Source organism: Cohnella cholangitidis (genome assembly GCF_014107495.1).
Lineage (GTDB): Bacteria > Bacillota > Bacilli > Paenibacillales > Paenibacillaceae > Cohnella > Cohnella cholangitidis.
Window position 1 is genome coordinate 1561135 of sequence record NZ_CP041969.1, and the last position, 24206, is coordinate 1585340.

Sequence of the window (24206 nt, forward strand, 5' to 3'; positions counted from 1 at the left end):
TAAAGGCAATCTATTAAGCTTATAAGAAGTCTTATCCTATTGAGCATCCATTTAGCCGACCTACAAAGCATGGCTTTGCCGACCAATATACGGGAACGCCCGCGCAAAGTCAACCTCCGGGTACCCGGTCTCCTAATTCCCTGCCACCGGGCGCGAAGTCTCGAACTTTCGCGGGCTTTCTTTTTAAGAATCGATCTTCATCATCATTTCTTCCAGCAATCGAATGCGCGCTAACGAGGCTCTCAGCAATCCGATGCCGATCTCCGGATACAAGCGGACTAGCCGGGTAACGTCATCCCGTTGCAACGCCAATACGCGAACGTCGCCGAAGAACGCTTGCGCGGTAACCGAGGACGGCGATTCATCCAAAGCGGAAGTCGCTCCGCACACCTCACCTGCGCCGAGCACCCCCAGCGTTCCTTCCCATCCGGCCGCGGAGATGCTCGTTAATTCCACGTTGCCTTCGATGACGACGTACATGGCCGGATTTCTCTCCCCGCGCTTCAACAAGAAAGCTCCGTCCGCGAATCTCTCCTCCGTCGCCGATCCCGCGATCAAACCCAGCTCCTCCAACGATAGGTCGGCGAAGAACGGAACTTTTTTGAGGAATACGACTTTGTTTAACCTGCCTAGCAATCCTTGTTCTTCCTGCATGTCCGGTCTCCTCTCGCCTCGTTGCAGCTCCGACGCCATCTCTTGCCACCAGTCATCCGCCGTCTCGGCGGCTTTACTAACCGCTTCATGGGCGGATTCCGCGTTTAATCCTGCCAATCTTGCCGTATCGGCTTGCAAAGCCGCTGCCAATCGCTGCGACAACTTCCGCTCCCCGACGCCTTCCGCGAGCACTTCCAATCCTCCGCTTCGCGTCTCTTCATCCTCGTCATCCAACGTTCTGCGAAGAGCGAGAACAACCTGTTCGTCCGTCAGCCTTTCCAGAATGGACCATACGCCTTCATAGATCGTCCGTTCCAGGTCTAACTGCCTCATCCGCGCTAGTTCGGCAAGGTCCTGCCGATCAAGCTTGCGGAAGGCTTCCGGCAGAAGCGCCGTCGTTGCGATATCCGCAAGCTTTAACGTCCCTTGCTCCGCCAGCCAGCCACGCACGTTCTCGTCGGGAAGCAGCTGCGCCAACGCGGTAACGGATGCTCTCCATATTTTGGGAGTCGACTCCGGCAACCCCGACTTTAACGTATCGATAACTTTATCGCCCATATCGATCAAAGCCTGAGTCGTAACCCGATACAGCTCCTGGTCGGCAGTCGGCAATCGTTCGATTAACAACGGAACGACCCGCAACCGCTTCAACACGCCTAAGCACCCCGTAGACGCAACTCGAACCGCCGGATGGGGATCCATGAGCAGCCGTTCGACTTCAGTGGCGAATCGCTCCAGCTTCAGCTCTCCGATGACCCGGCAGACGTGAATGGCCGGCTCCCCGCCCTCTTTCAGAATCCGCTCGATGACTTCGTAGCACGCTTCATAGCTTTGTGCGCTCTCCAGCAAATACATCGCTTTGACGGCTTCCGCTACGACCATCGGAGACCGGTCGAGCAGCTTCATCCGCAAGAAGAAAAACGCCTGCGAAGACATGTGCTTCATCTGAGCTAATTTATGTACGACCTCCTTGCGAACGTCGGGTTCCGAATCCTCCAGAAGAGAAGCTACCTTTACCATCGCGGGCAAATCCGCCGTCGATAAGTTAATCGCCTTTAACGCGGCAATCTTGACCTTCGTGCTATCATCGTCGATCATGGCGAGCAATCCTGACATATAACGCTTATCCTTGCTATGTCCGAGAATATTAACCGCGATCTCTCTCGCTTCATCGCTCTCGTGGCGCAGCATCGCTTGCACGGCGTTCATCGTGCGCGAGTTCCGGTAGAACTCCTTGTAAGACTCGGCCAACTCTTTATCCGCGGCTAATCCTAATGTTTGTACGCTCCGCACCAATTCCTTCATATATAACTGACGAACCAGCCATGACAACGCGAGCAGGCCTGCCGAGCCAATCGTACCTATAGCCGCTAAAGCAGGAAAACCCCAGCCTAATCCCGTGTGAAGAAATTGAAGCCCCGCGCCTAGCAAGATGCCGAGGAATGTCGCGATGCCTTGCGCGACGAAGCGAAAGCCGTCTCTCTGTTGCAACGGCAACATTTTATAGAACAATTGGTAGGACGGCTCCGCGGAATAATAGATCAACAAGTAAGTAAGCATATATCCGCCCGAAACGGCCAGCATGACGATCGGAGAACCTATCAGCGCCCATGCCAACGCGAACGAAAGCATGTATACGGCAGAGATGGCCGTAAGCATGCTGCTAGCTCCTAACCAAGCCATTAGGCGTCCGGATACAAGCTGCAATAGAAAAGCCAACGCGAACAGCAGCGTCGTCACGATCCCGAATATTCGTCCGAAATCGGCTTCGTCTGGATACTCCGTATGCGCCGTATTAAGGAATACGAATTCCATTAAGAAATACAATGCCGGCATGATCGTCATCATGCCTAGAACGCCTAACAGGAACGGAGACCTCAACGTCCGGCGGAAATAATCCATCGAAGTAAGCGGCTCCGTTTCTTGCGCGACGTCTCCTGTTCTTTTCAACGCAAGAGGAACCAAATAAACGGCGATTGCTTTACGATAGTTAAATGAAGCAAACAAAAGGAGGACGGGACCTAGCACATAGACGATATCCGGTCCGAATAACGGGCTCACGACCTGCGTGATCAACCCTGCCGCAACCCCGCCCAGCGTGGCGGCCGCCACGAACAGAGGCATTAACCGTTTCGCTTGCTGCGTCGGGCACAAATCTACCGCCAAGCTCCATAACAATATCGTCTGCTGCCGGACGACGAAGCTGGACGATAAAAAAAGAAAAGGATAATAAAACCGGTAATCCTCCCCGGTTATTCTCATCCCCAGCAATATCAAAGCATTCAACAGCACGATCCCCGTCATTATCGCATACATCGCCCGCATTAGCCCCGGCTTGGACAGCCTGCCCGAAAGCCAAGTCATGAACCAAGCTTCCAGCGGCAAAATGACGGCCTCTGCCATGTAAACGTATGGCAGATTGGAGCTGCCGAACCGTTGGTTAAACAGGGTCATGAATCCGTTGTAGTTAAGCGTCTCGGCAATGCCGCACAAGAGGAACACCGGCACCATCAGCCATAGCTTGCGCCGGTCTTCCGCTTTGATGCCCAGCCGGCGCGACCATTGTTGTACGTCCATGGATTCTCTCTTTCCTCGAAGCGTTATAGATTAGGAGATTCGCCGCCAGTAGATAAGCCGGTCTTCTCCCTCGAAATAATAATCGGGACACTGTCCTATTAATTGAAAGCCGTTCCGTTCGAACAATCGGCGAATCGTCTTGTATTCCGGCAAGCTGCACGTATACGTCATAAGGTATCTGGCGGACGCTTGTCTCAGGTAATCGAGCAATTGTTCGAACAATGACGCCGCGATTCCCCATCTACGGTATTCTCGGTGAACGACGACGTAATCCCAGCTGTAGCCGCCCGTCTTCTGATCGTTCTCGGCGACGCAGCTCGCGCCGATAATCTCGTTGTTCTCATTCGTCGCGTACCATAAGATGACCTGTCCGTATAACGCCCTGTATGGGAGACTGCGCAATTGTTCCTCTTCGCCGGGAGTATAACGAGTATCGTCGAAGGAGTAAGGGGAGAAAAAGAACTCGACGACCCGTTCCGCCTGTTCCTCCGTGCACATCCGATGGATAGCGAATGTTCCGGTTATCATGGACGATTCCTCCCTTACCGCGCGATTTATACGGCCAACGTACCGTTCCAGCCGGTTGACGTTCCCTTTTGGTAATACTCGTCGCAAAGATAGAAGTACAATTTCGCCGCTTTATCCATTCGATTCTGCTTGATGACTTCGACGAACGTTTCCCTAGCATCGTAGAATCGTCCTTCTTGGCAAAGCATAAGTCCCCGTTCGAATAACGCCCGGGTGCGGTCCTTGGCCTGGCGCAGTTGCTCGGAGTCTCCTTCGTATACGTCAATGAGCTCGATGGCCGACTCTTGGCCTTCCGGCGTGATCCGCCCCAAAGAACGATGGCGATAACGCTCGGGCTCTCTCAACTGTTCGAACAAATCCCTCGTTACGAGCACCGATGCTCCCAATTCCTCGGACAGCTTCTCCAACGTCGCGGTCAAATGAACGTCATCCGAGATGACGTTTCCTTCCCAGCGCCGTTCTTCTCCGATAATGCCCATCATCAGCGGGCCTCTATGAATCGCGATGCCGATATCCACCGGCACGTAACCGGCCCGGCGGCGCCCTGCATTATATTCAGTCAGCTCCTGACGGATCGCGATCGCGGCGTTTAACGCTTCTTCGGCATATCCGGGGAACAAGGCCATGAAGCCCGCGCCCAAATATTTGCTGATCAACCCGTCCTCTTTCCGCACTAACGGTCCGAATCGGCGCAAGAACGAATTCATGAAATTGAAGTTTTCCATCGGCGTCAGCGTCTGCGACAGCTTGCGGAATCCTCTCAAGTTCGCGATCATAACCGACATATTTTGTTGAACCTGATCGCCCAATCGAATGTCTAGAATGCCTTTCTTGCCGAGCGATTTGAAAAACTGCTGCGGAACGAACCGATATGACGCTTCGGAGAATTGCGTAATATCCGCGATATATTGCCGAATGTATCGAGCCATTCGGTTGAATTGCTGTCCCAGATCACCGACTTCGTCCCGGCTGTTTACCCTGACTTCGACATCCCAGTTACCGTCGGCCATCTCTATGACGCTGCGGCGCAATTTTCGTACGGTCGACAACATGAGGAACGTTCCGGCAAGGATAACGATCAGGATGACGGAAGTAATGATCACGATATTTTTTAGGATGCTCTGGTAAATTTTATGATTCGCTTGATAGAGAACGCTCATGTCCCGGCCCGTCTCGTAGATGCCGACGACTTCATGCTTGCTGTTGTATACGGGACCGATTGCATATAGCCACTTGCCGTTTGCGTCTTCCCACTGGCCCGTCCGAATAACGCCTTCGTTCCGAACGGCATCGTTCTCTTCGTTCATCTCGAAAGGCTTGAACATGTTGACGCCATCGTCGTCGTCCATGAGAATATAGAGATGCCCTTCGTCGTACTTGTACAACGTGCTGTACAACCCTTGACGGTCCGCCGATTGCTCTCCTTCGAACAGGAAGTTCATTTTGCCGCGGATGTTCTCATAGTCTTCGTTGCGGTAATCCTTAGGCGAATGCAATCTTTCCAAGCGATCCCCGTCGATGATCTGCTGCCCGTTGCGAGCTAACAAGGATAACTCTCTCTGCATTTCGTCTTCCATTCTCGCCGAGAAGCTATTGTAAATAAAATTGGATAACAGAAGCATGCAAATGACGATCACCGGTACGGTAACGATCAATTGTTTAAAGAAAAGAGAAATCTTGCCGTTCATCAAGTGCTTGTAGACTAGGCGCAAAGCGAACAGAAGCAAGAGAACCCCTGCGATCGCGAATCCCCACGTCACCCAATCCGCAAATAAAATATCGTTCTGATATTTGACTTGGGAGAGTACGCCCGCTAACCGATTCTGATTATCGTAGATGAGCAATCGATCGTTAAGGACGACCGCATATCCGCCATCGCCGGTCGGGAGCACGTCCATGATCTCGTAGCTTTCCGCGCCGGGCACCGATTTCATGATGGATTCTTCGCTCAGCAATACGTCCAAGCTTTTTAATCCGGGCTCCATCGTCGTCACGGAGTTGAGCAGCCTGTCAACGAAGAACAGTTTGCCGGAGGAATCGATCGACAGTCTCTCGGGGAAGTTTTTGCGCGTGCGTTCCATGCTGGCCAAAGGATAGACGATCTCGCTCGTTCCGTCCTCCATGACGCGGAATACGGCTCCGCGTTTCGTCGTGTAATAAATTTGTCCTTTTTCCGTCCCCTTAATCTCCGATAAATAACGATCTTTGGGCATCGTGAACGAAAGAGCCTCTTCCGGTTGCCCTCCGGACAGCGGGAGCCGCATTAACGACACCTTCTCGGCGGTCGTCAGGAAAAAGTACAGGAGATCTCCCTGCACTTGGAGCCCTTTCAACTGGCCGATGCGTTTGCTTTGCCCGTTGCCCTGCCACTCGTAAAGAACTTCGGGCGAGCCGCCTTTCTCGTCGAAGCGGATAATTTGTTCTTTCTGAACAATCAATCCGTACGAATCCAGCGCCGTATCCAGCACGATGGTCCGGTTAGAACCGTCGACGACGGCTTCCGTATAATCCCTTCGGTCAGTTCCCCCATTGCCGTCATGCCTAATCTCCGCCTCTATCGCACCGTCTCTGGACAAGCGAACGATTTCCTGTTTGGACTGGCCGATGACGACGAGGGAAGAAGACTCGGCTTCCGCGACCCGCGACAGGTTTTGCAGGGAAACCCGTTTGTTCCACGGACCCGATTGGATACCGCCGTTATCCTGAATGCGATAGAGGGATAGCCCCGTAATTGCGATGGCGATCAGCAGCACCAGCAGCGAAAGCTTCTTCATATCGTTCTACCGTCTCTTTCTTTTTGGCGTACGTTTTTCCTCTTAACCCGTTACTTAACCTATTATTTCCATCGTACTATAATCTACGACTTTTTACATCCACTTTCCTAATAAAATGACATTTTTCGGGTTATGTTGTAGTATGGAAAAGAGAGATTCGAAACGGTAAAAGTTGGATGATGCCTCTGGCGTCAGCGCGAATCGGAGGAGGACGGTTTCATGGGTCAAATCGTATGCGGCGGGGCGTCGCTGCAATGTTCGTTCGGCCTTGCGCCTGGCATGCTCAACGTGCTTCCCGTCAATCGAGTTACCACGTCGATGCCAATCGCTAATATTATGGACAACAAGCCTTTCGTGAACATTACTCCTTTCGGCATGTGCAACTCCATGGCTAACCCTGCCGTAGCCTCCGCAACCGCAGCGGCGTTAGGAGCTCTGACCCCCATGCCTTGCACGCCCGTTACCGCGGCCCCTTGGGCTCCAGGTTCCCCGACCGTGCTCGTATCCAATTTTCCCGCCTTGAACAATTCATCCAAATGCATGTGCAACTTCGGCGGAGTCATTCAGATCGTCAATCCTGGACAAGTTACGATACAGGTGCCGTAAAATGATCGAAGCGATATTAAAACCGTTTATCAAACCGGTTCAACGGGCGGTCATCATGCCGCTCAAGAGAGCAAAGTCCCTCCCTAAGCTCCTCATCAGATGGCTCGTCAAATGGATGAGAAGCATCATGGGCGGAAAGCTCCGCTCGCTGGACAACTATTGGAAATTCGGAACGTTCTACATTGCCAAGAAGCTGTTCGTCATCATTCTCCTGTTAACCTTGGTCATCATTTATTTCGGCTTCATCAAGCCGCCCAAGTTCGTGGACAAGTGGTTCGCTCGGACACCCAAGATCGAAGCCTCGGCCGCAATGGCTAACGGATTTACCGGGCAAGCGAAGATTACGGACGATGCGGGCAACCTTATCTATCAAGGTCCGCTGGAGAACGGGCAATATTCCGGAGCAGGCAAGCTGTTCGGGCCGGATGGCACGCTGCTCTACATCGGAGATTTCAGCCAAGGCCTAAAGGCCGGCAGCGGCGAGCTTTACGATGAGAAGGGCATTCTCGTATATCGCGGACAATTCGAAGCCGACCAATACGCCGGCAAGGGAACGCTGTTTAAACCCGACGGAACGATACAATACGAAGGCGAGTTCGCCGGAGGCCTCTACGAGGGCGAAGGGAACTTATTCCTTGCGGACGGAGTGCCGCAATACGCCGGCGCGTTCGTAGCCGGGGTATACCAAGGCGAAGGAAAACTATTTAACAATAGCGGTAAGCTCGTCTATGAAGGCGGGTTTAACGGAGGTAAATACGAGGGACCCGGCAAGCTCTATCGCGAGGACGGATCTTTACAGCTCGAAGGCCAATTTCTTGGAGGCGCCTTGTCCGGGGAAGGAACGGAATTTTATCCTTCCGGCGTCGCTAAGTACAAAGGCGTATTCTTGCTTGGCGCGTATCACGGCGCGGGTTCGTTGATGAATGAGCAGGGCGTCGCATTGTACGCCGGCAACTTCGTTAACGGCAAGCGCGATGGCGAAGGACAAGCGTTCAATTCCGAAGGACTGGCGATATACTCCGGCAAGTTCAAGGCCGATCGATACGAAGGCGTCGGTTCTCTGCTCGATGCGGACGGCGCGACGATCTATAAAGGTTATTTCCGCGGCGGCGAGATTTATCTTCAAGGTTTTCTCGGAATTACGCTACCTAAGCTGCAAGAGCTGCTCGGGCCGCCGGATGCTCCTCCCGCTCAGGAAGAAGTCCCGTTGCCCGAAGAGGAATTGACGGACACGGGCGAGGAAACGGCTGCCGAAACGGATTCGGGGACAGGTACGGAAACAGGGACGGATACGGGGACCAAAAACGCCCCCGAGAGCGCTGGCAGTACTGACGGAGCTAGCAATCCGGCAACAGGAACGGAAACCGAGCCCGTACCGGGCTCCGGCACGGTACCGCAAGACCCGGAAGCTTCTCAATCGGCCCCATCCGCGACTGAAAACGAATCGCCATCCGCGCAGGAAACGACTGCACCAATTGATTCCGGCGAGAAGGCGACGAACTCGAACGCTTCTTCTAAAGCATCCGAGACGACCAAGATCCAAAGTTTAACCAAGAGACTAACGAAAGTATTGCCGCCATTGCCCGAAACGATCAAGCAACCTATCGAGGAAAGCGTCGCTCCTGAGCCGTTGGAGTACGCATACGGAATACATCAGCTCTCCTTCAAGCTTAAAGCGGACGAAGATAATCCCGAAGCTTACGCCGTCACGGAAATCCGAATTTGGAACAAAGCCGTTCTGAAGCAGCTGACGGATGCAATCAAAGCAAGCAAACTTAAGGGCATCAAAGAAACGATAGACGGGGATAAATACGAGATGGCGTATAGCTGGAACGATGCATTGTTTATCTTCACTTACAACAAGGACGTTCCGGTAAGACTATCCGTGAGCGCGCTAGTCAAATCCTAGTGAACAAATGATAGAACTGCCCAAGCGAAATCCGTCGCTCGGGCAGTTTTTTTCTCCACCCGCTCGTATCCGACAGCATCCCGCACCTAAAATCGCTACTTCTCCCATTCGACCTTCATAGGAACATCTGACGTTATTAGACGGATTAACTCGACTGCCCCCGCTTTCGATTAAAGCAGTCATTATACAACAAAATAACACCGTTGCCACATTTTTACTTTAGATATAACGTTGCTATTAGGGGATTGTCCCCCCTAACATGGACCCCGGGAGGTATTATCGATGGATGCTGAAGAAGTAGTAGCAATTGAAGGATTGGAAGCGGATGCAGAAGTTGAAGCCGTAACAGAAGAAGTGGAAGCTGCGGCTGAAGAAGCTGAGGTAGCTGCAGAAGAAGCTGAAGTCGTAGAAGCTAGCGCGGACGCTGAAGAATCCGCTGAAGAAGCTTCCGAAGAGGTTTCCGCCGAAGCTGCCGAAGAAGCTGTCGAGGAAGAAGCGGCAGAAGTTTCGGCAGAAGCGGAAGCAGAAGCTCTAGAGCCTGCCGAAGCGGAAGTCGCTGCGCACGAATCCGAATCTTCCGAAGAAGAGTCGGAGTCGGTCGTTGACTAATTAAGCTTATCCGTAGGATCAAAAGGGCTTTCCTGCCCGGTCGGTTAAGACCGTTTAGGAGAGCCCCTTGCCATTGACGATCGATGTGCGCGGTACGATTATGAACGTCGATGGAATAAACTGCGAATCGCCCATTTTCGCTCATGCCGCTTCATATACTTCGGTAAAGATCGGTACAGTTGACGGCATTCTTGGAACGCGGCGCTTGCCTGCGCCGGTCTTCCTAGACTCTCGTATACGGTACCTAGACGATAGAACGCCTCGCAGGAGGACGAGTTAACTTCCTTGAACTGTTGTAAGTACGCAATCGCTTTAGCCGGCTCCGATCTAGAGAAAGTTTCGGCTAAACGCAAGTACGGCTGTCCGTACTTAACCCTCGGGCTAATGGACAATGCTTGCTGCATCTCCCGTTCTCCCTCTTCCGCTTGCCCAAGCGCAAGGCTGCATGTCCCCCTATCGCTCCAATACTCCGCCGAATGGTCCATCTGATTCTCGATTCCTAGCAGGATTTCACGTGCCTGAGCATATTTCTTACTCTCGATTTGCAATCGCGCAAGCTCGGATTTGGCCGATACGTCATGCGGACTTAAATGAAGCAGCCGTTTCCATTTGGAGATCGACTTCCGCCTTCGGAACGGTCGAATAACGCTTGGCGACAGACCGATAAATCTTCGTTCAAGCACGTAAAGGATAATAAGCAACACGAGAATCGCCACGAAAGGATTCCCGAATAACCAAGTTAAGCCGATGAAAATCAATATTTTGCTCAACGGATATCACGCCCTTTCTATTAACGCGACGGTTGCCTTACCCGATTGAGAGACCGCTAATTATTTTCGTTTCCCGCAGCCGCCTCGGCTAATCCGGCTTGAAGGTTCGCGATCGCCACGTTCGCGTCGCCGGGAAGCTTCTTGAACGCCCACCATCGAACGCGCAGCGAAGTCGCCTCCGTGGCCCCGCCCAGCTTCATCCCGATCCGGAAACCGCCTTTATCCGGATAGATCAACGTCCCAAAAGTAATATTCGGCAGCGCGGCCTCATATTCCGTATCCTTGAACACGTCCGCCGAACCGAAATACACTTTGGCGCCTCCCGATCCGACGGGAGCATTCGGATCCGGGATTTCCTCGAGACCTACGACGACCGTCACTTGGCCTTCTCCGAGTCCGTGCGGGATTTCTTCGCTGACATAATTGCGTTTGCCCCTCGAGAAGAACCGCATTCCCGATCTCTCTTGCGTGTCCAGCGGCACGTCGATCGTTCCGGTCGCCATCTCGTCATTAATCGTCTGAGGCTTGGGGATGCCCAGCTTGAAATCGAAAGCGTTCCGTTCGGGATGATAAACGACGTCCAGCTCGGGTTTGCTGCCGAAATCGAGATCATAAGCTTGGGATTCCGCATAAAACCGGTGAAGCGACGAGCCTCGGTTGTTCCGGGATATACGATGCATAAGCGCGGCGTTCGGGATATATTCTCCGAAAGGAACCCGCTCCACTTGCTCGATCATATAGGTCGGTCCTAGCTGCAGCAGGCCGATTTTCGCCAAGCAGACGTTCTGGTCGGCATATCCTTCCGCCGCTTGGTCCAAGGAACGTTCATACCAGTCCTTCAATATGCGCTCGGCCACGGGTTGAGAGATTATCTCGACGGAATGGTTAACGGAATGGTCCAAGGCTACCCGATTGTCCCCGATGAGCAATTCCACCGCGCCGGAAGACACGCCCAGCTTGCCTATCGTTCCGGGACGGTCCTGTACCTTCACGCTGTAAGAGAGGCGGTACTCCGTATCTTGCTTATCGCCAGGCTCCATAAACCGAACGTGGTTTCCTTCCTTATCCAACGCGTCGAAGCCATCCGCGGAATAATCGAACGAGAGCGACACGCGAGGGGTTTGCAATGTCTTCTCCACCACGAGGGTGACATCGATGACGTCGCCTGGATTAGCGTATTTAGGCATTCTTTGAGTGACGCGAACATCATGATCCTGATAGATCGTAACGATATCCTCCATCAGTCCGGAGTGCTCGAACGACAACGGGGAAGGCGCTTCTTCCTTCACGTACAGCCTGTAGCTTTCCAAGAAGCGGTTATACTCGCTCATCTCTTCGCCGCGCACCGTGGAATTGCCGACGGAATGCACGGGTTCGCGTCCCTTTTCATCGTAAGCCACATACAAATAGACGTTTTTCTTGTATTCGTTGTTCGTAAACCCGTCGATCATCGATAGCTTCAAGGTGACCGGAGCCGAGACGACGATCTCTCTTCCCAAATAATCGATCGCTACGCCCATCTCTACCGTAATCGTCTTGTCGTCCACCGCAACGACTTGCATCCCGGCAACGACGCCGCTTCCGAATAACAAGCGGTTAAGCAGTCTCCGCTTATCGTTGAAATACTTTTGCTCCGATTCGAAGTCTCGCACAGTCAGCAATTTTCCGTAAAAATACCTGTTCCTCTCAAATGGAAACATTCTCGCCTTTTTCACCGGAAACCCTCCTTATTATTATTCCAACTCGGAATCCATTCCTAACCGCGTATGCGCGTCCATTCTCCCATCCATGTCCAAATCCACGATTAACGTATCGTTGGGCATATTGCGATCTGCATGAAGCGTGAATAGAGACGGCTCGGCCAGCACGGTGTTGATGCCAAGATAAGTATGTAAATCGAGATACATCCAGGGCTGGAGCCAGGCTAGCCGCACTTCCGTGAAAGCAGGCTTGTGCTCCTCCAGAAGTCCTCGAAGCAGTACTCGTTCTTTGTCCGAAGAGGCCTGTCGCTGATCCAACAGCACGGTGAATGTGTATGGGTTATCGCTATAGAGCCGATCGGTTAGCCATCGCCATTCCGTATTGTCCCTCATCGCCTTAAACTGGAACGGTTCAACGATAATCGGCGGGGATCCCGTAAACGTCTCCACGACCTTCTCGATGCCTCTCCTCGTCCCTCTGTAGCGATAAAGCTCCGGAGCGGCGCGGATAAGTCTCCTAACCGACTCGTCCCGCCAATGATCGCCGCTGTCCAATCCTAGCCAAGAACCTAACCATCGGAGCTGCTTGTCTTCCACCCGTTCCCTATCGAATTGTCTGGCCACGCTATCGATTTGCTCTTCTACGCTTTCGAATAACGTGCCGAAGAGAGACAAGTACCTCGCTAGGAAATCCCGGCTGCTCTCTTCCTCCTGATAAACGGCCGGCAAATACGATAAGAGAGATTCTCTCGGAAAGTGGACGCGAAGCCGGCGCAGCTCCGGAGTATGCTTCTCGCTGCCGATCCATTGCACCTTAAGCCACAAGTATCTGCCTTGCGCGCCGAAGAACAACGCGTCGCGAGGATTGACGACTGGCTTCGACCAATAAGGCTCCATGCCGGCAAGCTTATCCCGGAAGGAACGGCTTTCGTCCGTTATCCACTCGTCTACTCTCCATATCGTTCCCTCAATAGGAAGAAACTCCGAATCGGAACCGTAATAAGAAATCCGAATTTGCGTGCCGTCCGGGATGTCGGCGTCCAAAGTGAACTTATGCCATACCGTCTCCGCTTCGGTACTGTCGAATGCCTTGGACATCCATATTCCCTCCGGAGCGGAGCCTCCCTCCCAGCCCAGCGTTTGGGGTTGCAGCTCAAGCACGGTAACCGTGCGGGCTTCCCCGTTCCAAATATACATCCGGTCCCTGCCGTCGATGAGAATTCCGCTAACCCTGCCGCGGAATCCGGCTAACCGATCCTGCAATTCGCCATTCTCGCTGAAATGGACGATGAAACGGTCGTCTTCCCCTTCCTCTCCGATGATCCGTGCGTCACCGATGTAGATTTGCCTGCGAGAATCCACTCCGAGTCCGGCGAAATAGAGAGGAGGCATGAGGAATCGATTCAACGAGCGATCCGCATGCGAGACGATGTACAGCGCGCAAGTCAGCGTCTCAAGCACGTACAGATCGCCTCGCGGAGAAACGGATACGAACTGGGTCCCTCTCCATAATTCCCTCTCTTCCGGGAGCTTCGCGGTAAACCGTTCTTCGGAATAAACGTCTACCAAAGTCCCCGACAGCGTAAGATTGGCTATGGCTAGTTGCCTATAGCCCAATGAATCTACCGCCGTCATCTCGTCAGGAGGCAATCTTGTCGTCACGATATACAAGCTCTCGGAATCCGAAGCTATAGCGAGAGGATAGAAAGGCGTTTCATCCAGAAACTGCCCCGAACGCCGGAAACGCAGCTGTCCGTTCGCCATGTCGTAGGCCGAGACGGAGGGCTCGCCCGCCGTATCCGCTATGAATAAGATGTCTCCGGAGATAGCCAGCATCGCGGAAGCAGAGAATAAGTTATGTCCGGGGACGAATAATCTTTCATAATGCCGGCTTCCCCGATCGTAGGTCCATAAATCCCCATCCGCATTGAGCAGAACCAGATGACCTTGTGGGCTGACGGCGAAGGCGGTTATTTCGCCCACTCCCTCTAGATTGTCTAAATGGATCGTTTCGAGAACGCCGTATTTCTCTCCTCGGCGGATCGAAATGCCATCGCTCAATTCCAGGTTGCTGCTAACTCCTCGCCGCGACCAATGCTCGGGCCGATTTAACGAAAAATAAGTTGCCCCGCCTTCCACTGCCATCCCTCCTATCCTCGAATCTGCTAGAGCTGCGTTCTGCTAATCAATTCGATCCGGTGTTCCCCTGAATAGACGATCCCGGCGTCCGGCAGCACGATATCCCCGCCCGCGCTCTTGCGCAAGGAACGGCCTTCCGCATCCAGCCACAAATCCTGAACGTAAGCGACGCCCTTGATCCGGCTAATGGCGCTATAGATGTCGCCTTTGTGCACCGTTCTGCCGAAAGGCCATCCTTGAATGCCTCCCGGCTTATCCATCGGGGACAGCAGCCGGTTCAGCGCCGCTACGATCCGATGTGCTTCTTCCATAAAATGAGGCTCGACGACGACGACCGCATGCACGGTCACCTGAATGTATTCCGGAGCGACTACATGAACCTCAGTCGTAATTAACCGTCTATCGTCGAGGTGTTTCGCAACCGTCGCCAGAAAACCGGCGCTCGGCAGAGGAGTATCGTTTAACCCTTCCGGTACGACTACGACGGTTACCGCTCCCGGAGCGTTCTCGCGCCCGGGAGCATAATCAGGGATGACATGCACCCTCGACACCTTGAGCCCCGGCGTGCTTTTCGCTATCCGTACGTAGTCTTCGGCCGTGACCGCGCAATAAGGGTTTTGCCATTCCTGTTGAGCCCGTTCCAACGTTTGTTCTAGCGTCTCTTCTTCCCTGCCTCCGACGCCGTAGCCGGCGTTATCCGCCGTCAAATTTAGTGCGCCAAGCTCAGGCTGAATCCATTCCGTAAGAAGATGGGGTTTGATATTGCCTCTCTCTCCCCCTCCGAGCACGCAAACCGTCAAACACAGATTCGCATCCTCGTGCTGGGAAGGAATGGCCCCGTTCTCGTCATTGCCGAAAGTCAATTGATTCGTACCGGAATCATAGACGTAATGGCGGTCAAGCGGTCCGGAACGGTCAAAGTCGTCTACCGGCTCCCAATCTTCCCATAATAGCTCGCCGCTTGCGGCTTCCCGAACGCCCACTTGAAGCAAAAGCCGATCTTTCCATTTGCAAGGAAGATCGAACAACTGGAATCGCTGATTCGGCAGTCCGTTGCTGCGTCCGATCCAGCAATGAGCCAAGAAATCCTCGGCATAATGAATCCGTCGAATGTTCCCCGAGCCAAGCGGCGGAATCGCGCCTTGTACGCCGTCGCCGAAACGAACGGCAACCGGGCCGTTCAATCCGAATTCGCGTTCTACGGCGTAAACATGGCTATTCGCGTTAGCCGTCGAGAAATCGTTCGTTTCCTTCCACTCCCGCCAGCGTCCGTCCGGTTCCCGAACCTGTACCCGCATTTTACCGTACCTAGCGAGATAGCTGTCTTCCAATAGCAGCAAACCAGGCAGCCCGGTGCCGTCATATACCGTTTGCTCGCTCTTCGTATCCTGTTGCCTGGCTTTAACCGTATTCAGCAACACTTGATCGATTCGGGGCGGCAGCTCATATCCCGATTCCTCAACCGTACAGTTGATCCAATAACGGGGACGGTCCCCTGCCGGATGAACGATGACGGCTCGCGCCGGGTCGGTAACCCGAAAGGAAATTCGACCGCTGTAGGTCAAATGCAACGTCTCGTCTTCCAGCAGTTCCAGGGGCAACCAAGAAGCTCCGTGCTCCTCCGTCCAGCCGTATATTTTCCAAGCGACGCGAGCGGAAGGAACGACTCCCTCCGGTTTGCCGCTAACCCATTGCGTTTCGTTCCCGTCTTCGGCCAATCGAATATGCATCGATATCGTCTCGCCGACCATAGGCTCCCGATCGAACGCGATGTACAACCGGCTGCCCGCTTCGGCCTCTCTTCCGAATGCGTAGAACGCCACGTTTCCTCCCGTATTGGAGGCCGATCTATCGCTGGCTTCCGATTCGGTCCGGGTTACGATCCGGTCAATGGCAATCGGCAACAGCTTGACTGAGGCAACCGTTTCGAACAGTTGATCCTCCGCCCGAAGCTTCGTCCCCTTGGGAAGCACGACCGGCTCATGGACGTTGCCGAAAGAAACTTCCGTTTCGGCGGATTCGGATTCTCTGGGAATGACCCCTAGCAAATCCAGAAATTTGCGCAAGTTTCGTTCGGGCACCCGGCTAAGGTAAAATTGCTGCATTTCGCTCAGCCAGGCAAACAGCTCCAAGAAAGTCACGCCCGGGTCGTGGGTATTCTCGTCCGTCCATTCCGGCAGGCGCTGCGGAATGCCGCGCCGCGCTTCTTGCAATATGCTATCGAACGTTCTGTCGTCCAAAGGAATGCGCGGAAGCATGAGGACCAACCTCCTTTCTTAAACTCTATGACACGACGACGGTCAGTCGATGATGGCGACCGTTCGCGATAATGCCGTGCTGCACGAGGCGAATGTCGTCCGGCAGCATCTCTACGGCTTCGCCGTTCTCCGTTCTTAGTACGCTAATATGTAATTGCTCTACCCGCTGAACTCCCCTTACGGATTGAAGCAAACCGTAAAAAGCCGAAGCATGGATGGGCTCCCCGATCTCCCATCCCCGACCGTCCGATTGCCCGCTAATCGGGTCTAGAAATCGATTTAAGACGTCCGTGCACGCCATCTCGACCGGAACGATCAAAGCCGGCGAATCCACGATGACCGTAGCCGTAACCGATATTTCGATGAAGGCCGGCGCCATCACGTTTAATCTGCCTTTCGCGGCGACCAAATTGGACGATTTGCTTCGCAAAGCCGTTTCCAGCTTGCGTTTCGTCTCCGCGAAATGCTCTTTGCCCGCTTCTCCCCCCGAAGGGAGCGCCACGACGGCGAACGAGCCGGGGCTATGCTCCAGCCGAACATTCCGGTTAGGCAAGCATTTCACCTTTAGAATGCCGGGCTCTATCTCTTTGACAAGCCATTCCACGTCGGATGCGGATACGGCGCGGCCCCGATGCTTCAATTGTTGGGGCCCTCTCTGCAACGCGCCTTCCAACGACTCCGAATCTCCGCCGCCGATAGCCGACGATGGATTGACGACGCCTCTGACGAAAGCCAGCGACTGCATGATTCCGGCAATCTGGCCCGGGCCTACGTTCCCTCGCGCTCCGTCGGTCACTTGATAGGTGACCCTGACTTTGTCCCCGCCTTCTTGCGGAGGAGCCATTCCCCGTACTCCGTTGCCGAAACGGATTAGGCCCGTAGCCGGTTGAACCGTATAATGCCGGTCCTCGGCGCTAGATCCCGTCAGAGACCGAGCTTCTTCCCAACGAACCCACAATTTTTGAATGGAGCCTTCGCTATCCCTATAGATTTCGTAGCGGTCCGGATCGGATTCCGTCATTCGGCTGAGCTCGTGTTCGCCGATAAATCCGGTCTCGTCTACCCATACTTCCTGGCCCACGACCGGAGTTTGCGATAAGACGAACCCGCCTTTGCCGCTTTCGGGAAATTCGTTCAGGATCGTACGTTGCTGCACGGCCATAACCGCGTTGCGATGAATGCTCTTGACGCTCGGATAAATCATGTCCGCGGCACCGTACCGGCTATCTCTGTTGACCGCTCTAAGCCATACCCTTTCCCTTCCGAAAAAATTCGCCGGGGCGAGCCCCGCGGGTCCGACGAACTGAAGCGTTCCGGACTGCGTGAAGCTCTGGGTGTCGTCAACGGTTTTCAGCGTGACCCATGACCATTCGTTGCCGGTCTTAACGTAAGCCTCCCACTCCATGAACGGGATCTGCTCGTCCGCGGGCGGCTTGCGTCCGATCGCGAAGTGCATGCGGATCGGGCCTTTGAACGGCGGAGTATCGAAAGCAAAATAGACGGACGGGGCCGGGCAAGGAATCGGCAAGAAAGGCTTGAACGTATCTCCTCCCTGCCTCGCCGTTGCCGTAATGTTCGATAAGACGGCGTTGTTTAACGTGTACGCCGTTTCCGCGAGCCGATCGGTTGAAGTCGAATACGCGTAAGAGAAGGCAAGCTTCTCCAGCCTAGGGCTCATGTATTCCACGACTGGAGCGGTAGGCGTATCCGTTGCCGCGACTCGCGCGCGAATCCAGCAGTCTTCCCTGCCGTTAACGAACGTCGGAGCCATATCTTCCGGACACGGAAATTGCAGGACGATGTCCTTCTGTTCCTCGCCTAGAGTCGCGAAGAGCTCCTCGAACGCGCCGCTCTCCGGCAGTCTCATCCAGTTGTCCCCGTTCCAATACTCCCATTGCACCTTTCTTATATACAAACGCGGAGGCGGCTTTTTCTCGAAATCCGCCGTTCTCATGACCATTTTCCAATGGATCTCCGGGTCCGGGCCCAGCCTGAGGGCATTCGGAACGTTGCTCGCCCGGAATGCCATCCGCAGCCTGCTGCCGCGTTTGCTGAAAGCCTCCGAACAGGAAACGTAAAATACCGAATAAGGGATAGAATGTTCGCCGAACGGATAGAAGCCCGCTTTATCCAGCTCCGAGTCGTTAAAATACAACTCGGTCGGAGCGATTCCGTCCGGATCCGACTGAAGGTCATGCGATACTCGCATCGTCACGCGGTCCATCTCCGGAATCTTGCCGAGTACTTGCGGCCCGCTATGGGCATCCGCGCTCGGTTTCACTCGGCAACGAATCCAGCGACCGTCGACTCCGCCGATTTCGGCCGGTTCTACTGGGCCTGCGCTAGCCTTATACAGCTCGACTTCTTGTCCGTCAGCGGTTGCTTCCTCGAAAGGTATCCACTCGCTCCCCCGGGAGTAAGACCATTCCAACAAATCCGTCCGCGCGAAAATGGACGCCAGCTCGCCTTCCACGTATCTCCGTTCGGCGTTGTGCCACTTCAACGTAAGGCGAGCCGGGCGGTCCAGATGGAATAAATCGTCATTGCGAATATAGAAGACATGCTCCTGCAAATCGTCGCCTTCCACCGAGAATAGCGAAATTTCCGGCGTCGTACCCGCTTGGAGCCGATCGTCGTACCGCTCGCCCGCCAATACGATTCGATCCCGTTCGGGATGGACGTTGAAGAGCTCCATCAGCTTCGCCGGAGTAATAAGCAGGGCTCCTTCCGTCTCGAACGGCAGATCTTCCCCTCCGTCATTCGGCGTTGCGGTAAGCAAGGTGCCGCTCGGTACGTAGACCGGCTCGCGAACCCCATCGTTCAACGCGAATACGACATGCGCGCGAGCAGGCCGGGCTGGTTGGATTTTTACCTGAAGCAAATCCAAAAAGGCTATGAAGTTATGGAGCGGAACTCGATTAAGCCGTTTGATGTTCTCGCCGAGCATCTCCGCCGCTAGATAGAACAGCGCGGTGCCCGCGTCAGGGTCGTCCGGCGAAAATCGCCATTCCGGCGTATAATGGGGAACCATCGCCTTCATCTGTTCGATAAGAGCGTTAAGGTCCCTCCCATCGATCGCAGGCGAACGGGTTATCCCGTCTTGCCATAGCTCATTGTTCATCCGATTTGTCGCTCCCGTTTATTTCGTGCCTTCTTCGAGATAGAAGGGGTATACCTGATTAAACAAATTGTTCGTTGAACGAACGATATAGGAGATGCTGATCAACAGTCGCCCCGATAACGACTCGTCAAGCCGCGCGGTGACCTCGATATCGGTCACTCGGGGCTCCCAAACCGTGATCGCTTGCTTGATGTCGCTTTCCAGCAGTCTCATCGTCGTCTCGTCCGTCGTGCCGAACACGAAGTTTCTTAAGCCGCAACCGAAGTCGGGACGCATGACTCGCTCTCCTTTGGACGTCATCAGGATGATTCGGATCGCTTCCGCGATATCGTCTTCGCCCTCCGATAGCAGGAACCGTCCAGTCGTGGCATCTACGGCGATCGGAAACTTCCAGCCTCTACCCAAAAAGGATGCGCTCATCTTGCGTTGACCCCCTTATCCGCTTAGTTGATTTTGACCATTGCGCCTTTGATCGTGATGATCCCGTCGGCCAGCAGATCTAGCTTAGCCCCTGCTTTCAGTTTCATGGCCGCGGTCGCTTCCAAGTTAACCTGCGTGCTTTTGACCGTAATTTCTTTGGTGGACTCTATTTGGATATCGCCTTTGTTGTCGATCGTGATTTTATTCGCGCCGGACTTGACCGTGATCGTTCCCGCCGAGCTGCCCGCCAGCACGACGGATTGCGCGTCGCTCTTCGTTCCGAGCGTAATCTTCTCGTTCTGGTCGTCGATCTCCAGCTTAATGCCCTTCTTCGTCTTCACCGTAACCTTGCCCGCGTTCTCGGTATCGTCGAATATGAGTTCGTGTCCGCCTCTGGAGTAAATTTTGCGTAAATTGTTTTTTTCGTCTTTCGCCGGGGGTTTCTTCGATTTACTCCACAAGGATCCGATCACGAACGGCTGATTGAGGTTGCCTAGATGGAAAGCTACGAGCACCTCGTCGCCGACTTCCGGGACGAACAACGTTCCCATGGCGTTTCCCGACATGAGCGAAGCAATCGGCGCCCAATCGGTTTCTTGCGAGTTTTCCCTGATCGGGAACTTCAATTTTACTCGGTTTAAGCCTTCGGGGTCTTGGTTGTTCGTGACCGTGGCGACCATGACGCCGGTCACGGTACCGTTGCCCCCGCTTGGGCCGCTATCGGAACGGGAAGGAAAGAAATCGCTCATCGAAGGCATCAGATCGCATTCCCTTCCACTTCGAATTTGGTAATAAACCCTTGGCTGTTGATCGTATGGGTCACGTTATTCATCACGTACGGCTGATTAAATTGGGCTCCTAAGCCATCGACTTTGATGTGCCGGCCCGCGCGAAGCTCCGGTATCCCGATGCATTCGCCTTCGCCGCTTACCAATTCCATCGCGCGCTCATTGAGCATAGAGTTGGCGAGCTCTTGCGCTTCGTCTTGAGAGGAAGCGTTGCTATAAACCGTTTCGATCGTGTTGCTGGACAAGGCGGCCATGATGTTCTGGCCCGTCCGGCCATTGGTACCGATTTTGTTAATCCCGCTAGCGGTCGCTTCGAACGTTTCCCAAGTCTGAGGATCCGTGCCGCGGTAGATGAGCTTGCTGACTTGTTTGGAAATGTCTACCGACGCGGAGTAGCTTTTGAGATTTTTACCGTACATGAGCGTAATAACGGGACTTGCGGAAGGGCTCATCTTGCGGAAATAAAGCTTCTGTCCGACGACGAAAAAGTCATGATTCGTTTCTTCAGCCAAATCCCGCAAAAAGTGAAAATCGCTTTTGCGCATTTGCTCGATCGCCGGTTTTGGTTTCAGGGTGTCGTCCACCTTCAACTGCAGGCTATACTTGCCGCCGATTTCCTTGACGACGTCGCTGACTTTCTTGTTCAGCCATAAGTTGGACGTAACGCTTCGCATCATAAGGCAGGAGCGATCCATTCCTTGGACCATGATCGTCGGTTGGCCTTCCGACGGATAGTCGACCGTAAATCCGGTAATGATGCCGTCGAACACCATCTCCAGCCTGTCGGTGTAGCCCATCTTGATCTCGATCGTTTTCCCGACGTCGATGAGCGATCCAAGCCACTTGAACTGGCGTGCCACGGCATCATAAGCATTTTCGATCCGGAATTGAAAGGAATCCGATTTCGGATCCGTCGTGCTGTTCACGGTTAGAGAGGATACGGCGATTTTCTGTAACGTGAAGCTTTGTCCATCCACGCTGATATCGAACGCCGGCACGAAAAAATTGCGGTATTTTTGTTCCAACTGGGCGTACGTATACGTGGTGCTGTCGAATTTGATGGTCGTCACGATGCTCTCACTCCAGCCTAGGAATAATTAGTTTGCGTCCAACGGGCAGCTTGCGGGGATTGTCGATTCCGTTCGCTTCCGCTATCGATCGCCATTGTGCCGCGTCTTCGTATTCCTCCGCAGCCAGCATCCACAATTGCTCGTTCTGCTTCAACATCTTTTGCTTCGTTCTATCGGCGCTCTGGCGAGGGACGTCCTGATATTGCTCGGTCATCGATTTGACCGCCCGGAACGTGACGTTTAACGTCGCCCGAACCGGCAAGCCGGAGTCCAGGAACATCGTGAATCTCTGCTGAACCTTCTCCGCGACGCCTTTGAAATCGAGCGAGCCCCATACGAACCGGCAGAGCGGCGGCGCGTGAAGATCCCGGTCGACCTCGAGCAATCCGGATATTTTCGCGGTATGGGATCGTACGTCGGTCCCCTTCTCGTACGTGTCGAAGAAGAGATCCATCGTAAGCGACATAGCTTCGCCGCTGACGAATTGCGCGATCGGAGATTGAAGCCCCGGGATCGTCTGCCACGCGAATTGGTTCCCCGCCTGAAGCACGTATTCGTTCGGGTTAAACAGGACGTTAACCGTTTCTTGCCCATTCTCTTTGTAGATGATGATCTGTGCTTTGCTTAAAGCCAACTCCGATTCCCTCCTCTATCGGCAATTCGTATTTCCTCGATTCCGTGCCATTCTCCGCATTTAACACGGTTACAGCGGCTTATTTCCTCGATTCTGAGCCCTTTACCGCATTTAACACGGTTACAGCGGCTTATTTCCTCGATCCTGAGCCGTTTTCCGCTTTTAACACGGTCACAGCGACTTATTTCCTCGATTCCGTGCCATTCTCCGCATTTAAAACGGCCACACCGGCTTATTTCCTCGATTCCGTGCCATTCTCCGCATTTAACACGACCACACCGGCTTATTTCCTCGATTCCGTGCCATTCTCCGCATTTAACACGGTCACACCGGCTTATTTCCTCGATTCCGTGCCATTCTCCGCATTTAACACGACCACACCGGCTTATTTCCTCGATTCCGAGCTGTTTTCCGCATTTAACACGGCCACACCGGCTTATTTCCTCGATTCCGGTCCGTTTTCCGCATTTAACACGACCAGAGCGGCTTATTTCCTCGATTCCGTGCTAGCTACCGCATTCGGCAAAAGATATTCGAGTCAGTAGCCTCTCAACCTCTGCTCGAATTTCATTCGCTTCATTAGGGATTTATATACCTGATCCGCGAGTTCGTCCGGATTAAGCTGCGGCATCGAGCTGATCGCTTTTTGCAGCTGTTCGACGTTAATCTCGGGCGGAGTTGGCGCAGCCTCGACATGACTGGCAGTCTTCTCCGGTGCGGCCGGTTCCCGGACGTTGCGACGCAGTTCCAATGACGCCGCGTTAGCCGGTTCTGCACTCGCTACTTCATTTGCATAAATGCTTGATGTTTGTTCCCGGCTCGTTCCGGCAACCGACGACGTAACGTGCGACAATGAGTGGTTGGACGGATTAGGTTGGTCGCTAGTAAAAGGTGTTGAATCTTGCGATAATGTCGGCAGCCTGTTCCTCGAAGTTGCAGGAAATATATTCCGGGCGGCCGATAACGTCGGAAGTCTGCGCATTGTCGTTCCAATAGTTGGTACAGCGCTCGTCGATGGAATAGAATACGCCTGCGTAGCTTGCCGACGAGCAGTCATATTGGAGCGAGTCGGCGCAGCCTGCTTATCGTTCTCCACCCATTGACCCGCTTTACCGGAGTTTCGTGACGGCGACTCTCCGCGTTGACTTTGCGCTTGTACGAAAGGTGTTCGAAGTTCGAATGATCCGACGATCGATGATGCCGAAACGACCTGTTCGGGTTTTCTTATTAACGTTGGCATGGACTTACGGGTACCCACAGTAGCCTGAATGTAGTTAACCGACAAGGGTTGCTGCGCTTGTCCCCTGCCACGCGGCATTCGGTTGGTCATCGGTGCTTGCGTTCCCGAGCTCTTCATCTTTCCCCGGGCGACCTGCGAATCGCCTGCTTGAACTTTATTCCGCTCAGCCTTCAATGGCTGCGCCGAAGTCTCCGTGCGTCGAAACCCAAAAAGATTAGGCGCCGCGCCCATCTTTTTTCGTTGATACACGATCGAGGCCGGCTTGGAAACAGTTCCTTTTCCAATCTCTCTTGCCTGTGCGGACAAGCTGGTGAGCCCTTTTCGCCCTTTCTCGGAATCGGACACTTCTTTCGCGCGAATCGTAGCAGACATCTCTTGTTCCGTACCTTGTCTTCCGGCTGATGCCGGT

At 53.8% G+C, this 24206-nt stretch carries 17 protein-coding genes; 4 read left to right on the top strand and 13 right to left on the bottom strand.

Translation table 11 applies throughout. The features are described from left to right. Positions 1–183 precede the first annotated feature (183 nt). From FPL14_RS07755 to FPL14_RS07765, 3 genes are read right to left on the bottom strand one after another with little or no spacing between them, the layout of a single operon-like run. The gene (locus tag FPL14_RS07755) at positions 184–3231 is read right to left on the bottom strand and encodes a cyclic nucleotide-binding domain-containing protein (protein ID WP_182302451.1); all 3048 of its coding nucleotides are present in this window, start codon (positions 3229–3231) and stop codon (positions 184–186) included. A 30-nt stretch (positions 3232–3261) separates the two neighbouring features. Beyond that, complete coding sequence (locus FPL14_RS07760; RefSeq protein ID WP_182302452.1) at positions 3262–3759, bottom strand: GNAT family N-acetyltransferase; 498 nt, start codon at positions 3757–3759, stop codon at positions 3262–3264. 26 nt (positions 3760–3785) lie between these two features. Continuing rightward, a complete protein-coding gene (locus FPL14_RS07765) occupies positions 3786–6533 on the bottom strand; it encodes an adenylate/guanylate cyclase domain-containing protein (protein WP_182302453.1) in 2748 nt (915 codons plus the stop codon). A gap of 219 nt (positions 6534–6752) precedes the next feature. On the opposite strand from FPL14_RS07765, the gene FPL14_RS07770 reads away from it, so the two are divergent. From FPL14_RS07770 to FPL14_RS07780, 3 genes are all read left to right on the top strand, one after another. Further along, positions 6753–7139 carry a DUF4280 domain-containing protein gene (locus tag FPL14_RS07770; protein WP_182302454.1) on the top strand — a complete coding sequence of 129 codons (387 nt, stop codon included), beginning with the start codon at positions 6753–6755 and terminating at the stop codon, positions 7137–7139. A gap of 1 nt (position 7140) precedes the next feature. Further along, positions 7141–9048, top strand: coding sequence for an MORN repeat-containing protein (locus FPL14_RS07775; protein WP_182302455.1), 1908 nt, complete (start codon positions 7141–7143; stop codon positions 9046–9048). A gap of 282 nt (positions 9049–9330) precedes the next feature. Beyond that, on the top strand, positions 9331–9657 hold the full coding sequence (locus FPL14_RS07780) for a hypothetical protein (protein WP_182302456.1): 327 nt from the start codon (positions 9331–9333) through the stop codon (positions 9655–9657). A 98-nt stretch (positions 9658–9755) separates the two neighbouring features. Here the strand turns inward: FPL14_RS07780 and FPL14_RS07785 are convergent, their stop codons facing one another. The 9 genes from FPL14_RS07785 to FPL14_RS07825 are packed head-to-tail and all read right to left on the bottom strand — an operon-like array spanning position 9756 to position 22557. After that, positions 9756–10427 carry a tetratricopeptide repeat protein gene (locus FPL14_RS07785; protein WP_182302457.1) on the bottom strand — a complete coding sequence of 224 codons (672 nt, stop codon included), beginning with the start codon at positions 10425–10427 and terminating at the stop codon, positions 9756–9758. 56 nt (positions 10428–10483) lie between these two features. Further along, on the bottom strand, positions 10484–12142 hold the full coding sequence (locus FPL14_RS07790; protein ID WP_182302458.1) for a hypothetical protein: 1659 nt from the start codon (positions 12140–12142) through the stop codon (positions 10484–10486). Between the two features lie 18 nt (positions 12143–12160). Beyond that, positions 12161–14266, bottom strand: a complete 2106-nt coding sequence (locus FPL14_RS07795) for a phage tail protein (protein WP_182302459.1) — start codon at positions 14264–14266, stop codon at positions 12161–12163. Between the two features lie 26 nt (positions 14267–14292). Further along, positions 14293–16524 carry a putative baseplate assembly protein gene (locus FPL14_RS07800; RefSeq protein ID WP_182302460.1) on the bottom strand — a complete coding sequence of 744 codons (2232 nt, stop codon included), beginning with the start codon at positions 16522–16524 and terminating at the stop codon, positions 14293–14295. Positions 16525–16549: 25 nt separating this feature from the next. After that, positions 16550–19645 (bottom strand): baseplate J/gp47 family protein, encoded by a 3096-nt coding sequence (locus tag FPL14_RS07805; RefSeq protein WP_182302461.1) that lies wholly within the window; start codon positions 19643–19645, stop codon positions 16550–16552. 18 nt (positions 19646–19663) lie between these two features. Continuing rightward, the gene (locus tag FPL14_RS07810) at positions 19664–20065 is read right to left on the bottom strand and encodes a GPW/gp25 family protein (RefSeq protein ID WP_182302462.1); all 402 of its coding nucleotides are present in this window, start codon (positions 20063–20065) and stop codon (positions 19664–19666) included. A gap of 23 nt (positions 20066–20088) precedes the next feature. Further along, positions 20089–20823 carry a phage baseplate assembly protein V gene (locus tag FPL14_RS07815; RefSeq protein WP_229263831.1) on the bottom strand — a complete coding sequence of 245 codons (735 nt, stop codon included), beginning with the start codon at positions 20821–20823 and terminating at the stop codon, positions 20089–20091. Next, positions 20823–21923, bottom strand: a complete 1101-nt coding sequence (locus FPL14_RS07820) for a phage late control D family protein (protein ID WP_182302463.1) — start codon at positions 21921–21923, stop codon at positions 20823–20825. The genes FPL14_RS07815 and FPL14_RS07820 overlap by 1 nt, the downstream gene beginning before the upstream one ends. A 7-nt stretch (positions 21924–21930) precedes the next feature. Beyond that, positions 21931–22557, bottom strand: coding sequence for a CIS tube protein (locus FPL14_RS07825; protein WP_182302464.1), 627 nt, complete (start codon positions 22555–22557; stop codon positions 21931–21933). Here FPL14_RS07825 and FPL14_RS07830 point away from each other — a divergent pair. Then, positions 22539–23102, top strand: coding sequence for a hypothetical protein (locus FPL14_RS07830; RefSeq protein WP_182302465.1), 564 nt, complete (start codon positions 22539–22541; stop codon positions 23100–23102). The genes FPL14_RS07825 and FPL14_RS07830 overlap by 19 nt on opposite strands. Here FPL14_RS07830 and FPL14_RS07835 read toward each other — a convergent pair. Further along, on the bottom strand, positions 23096–24169 hold the full coding sequence (locus tag FPL14_RS07835) for a hypothetical protein (protein WP_182302466.1): 1074 nt from the start codon (positions 24167–24169) through the stop codon (positions 23096–23098). The two genes, FPL14_RS07830 and FPL14_RS07835, sit on opposite strands and share 7 nt — an antisense overlap. Positions 24170–24206: the final 37 nt, after the last annotated feature.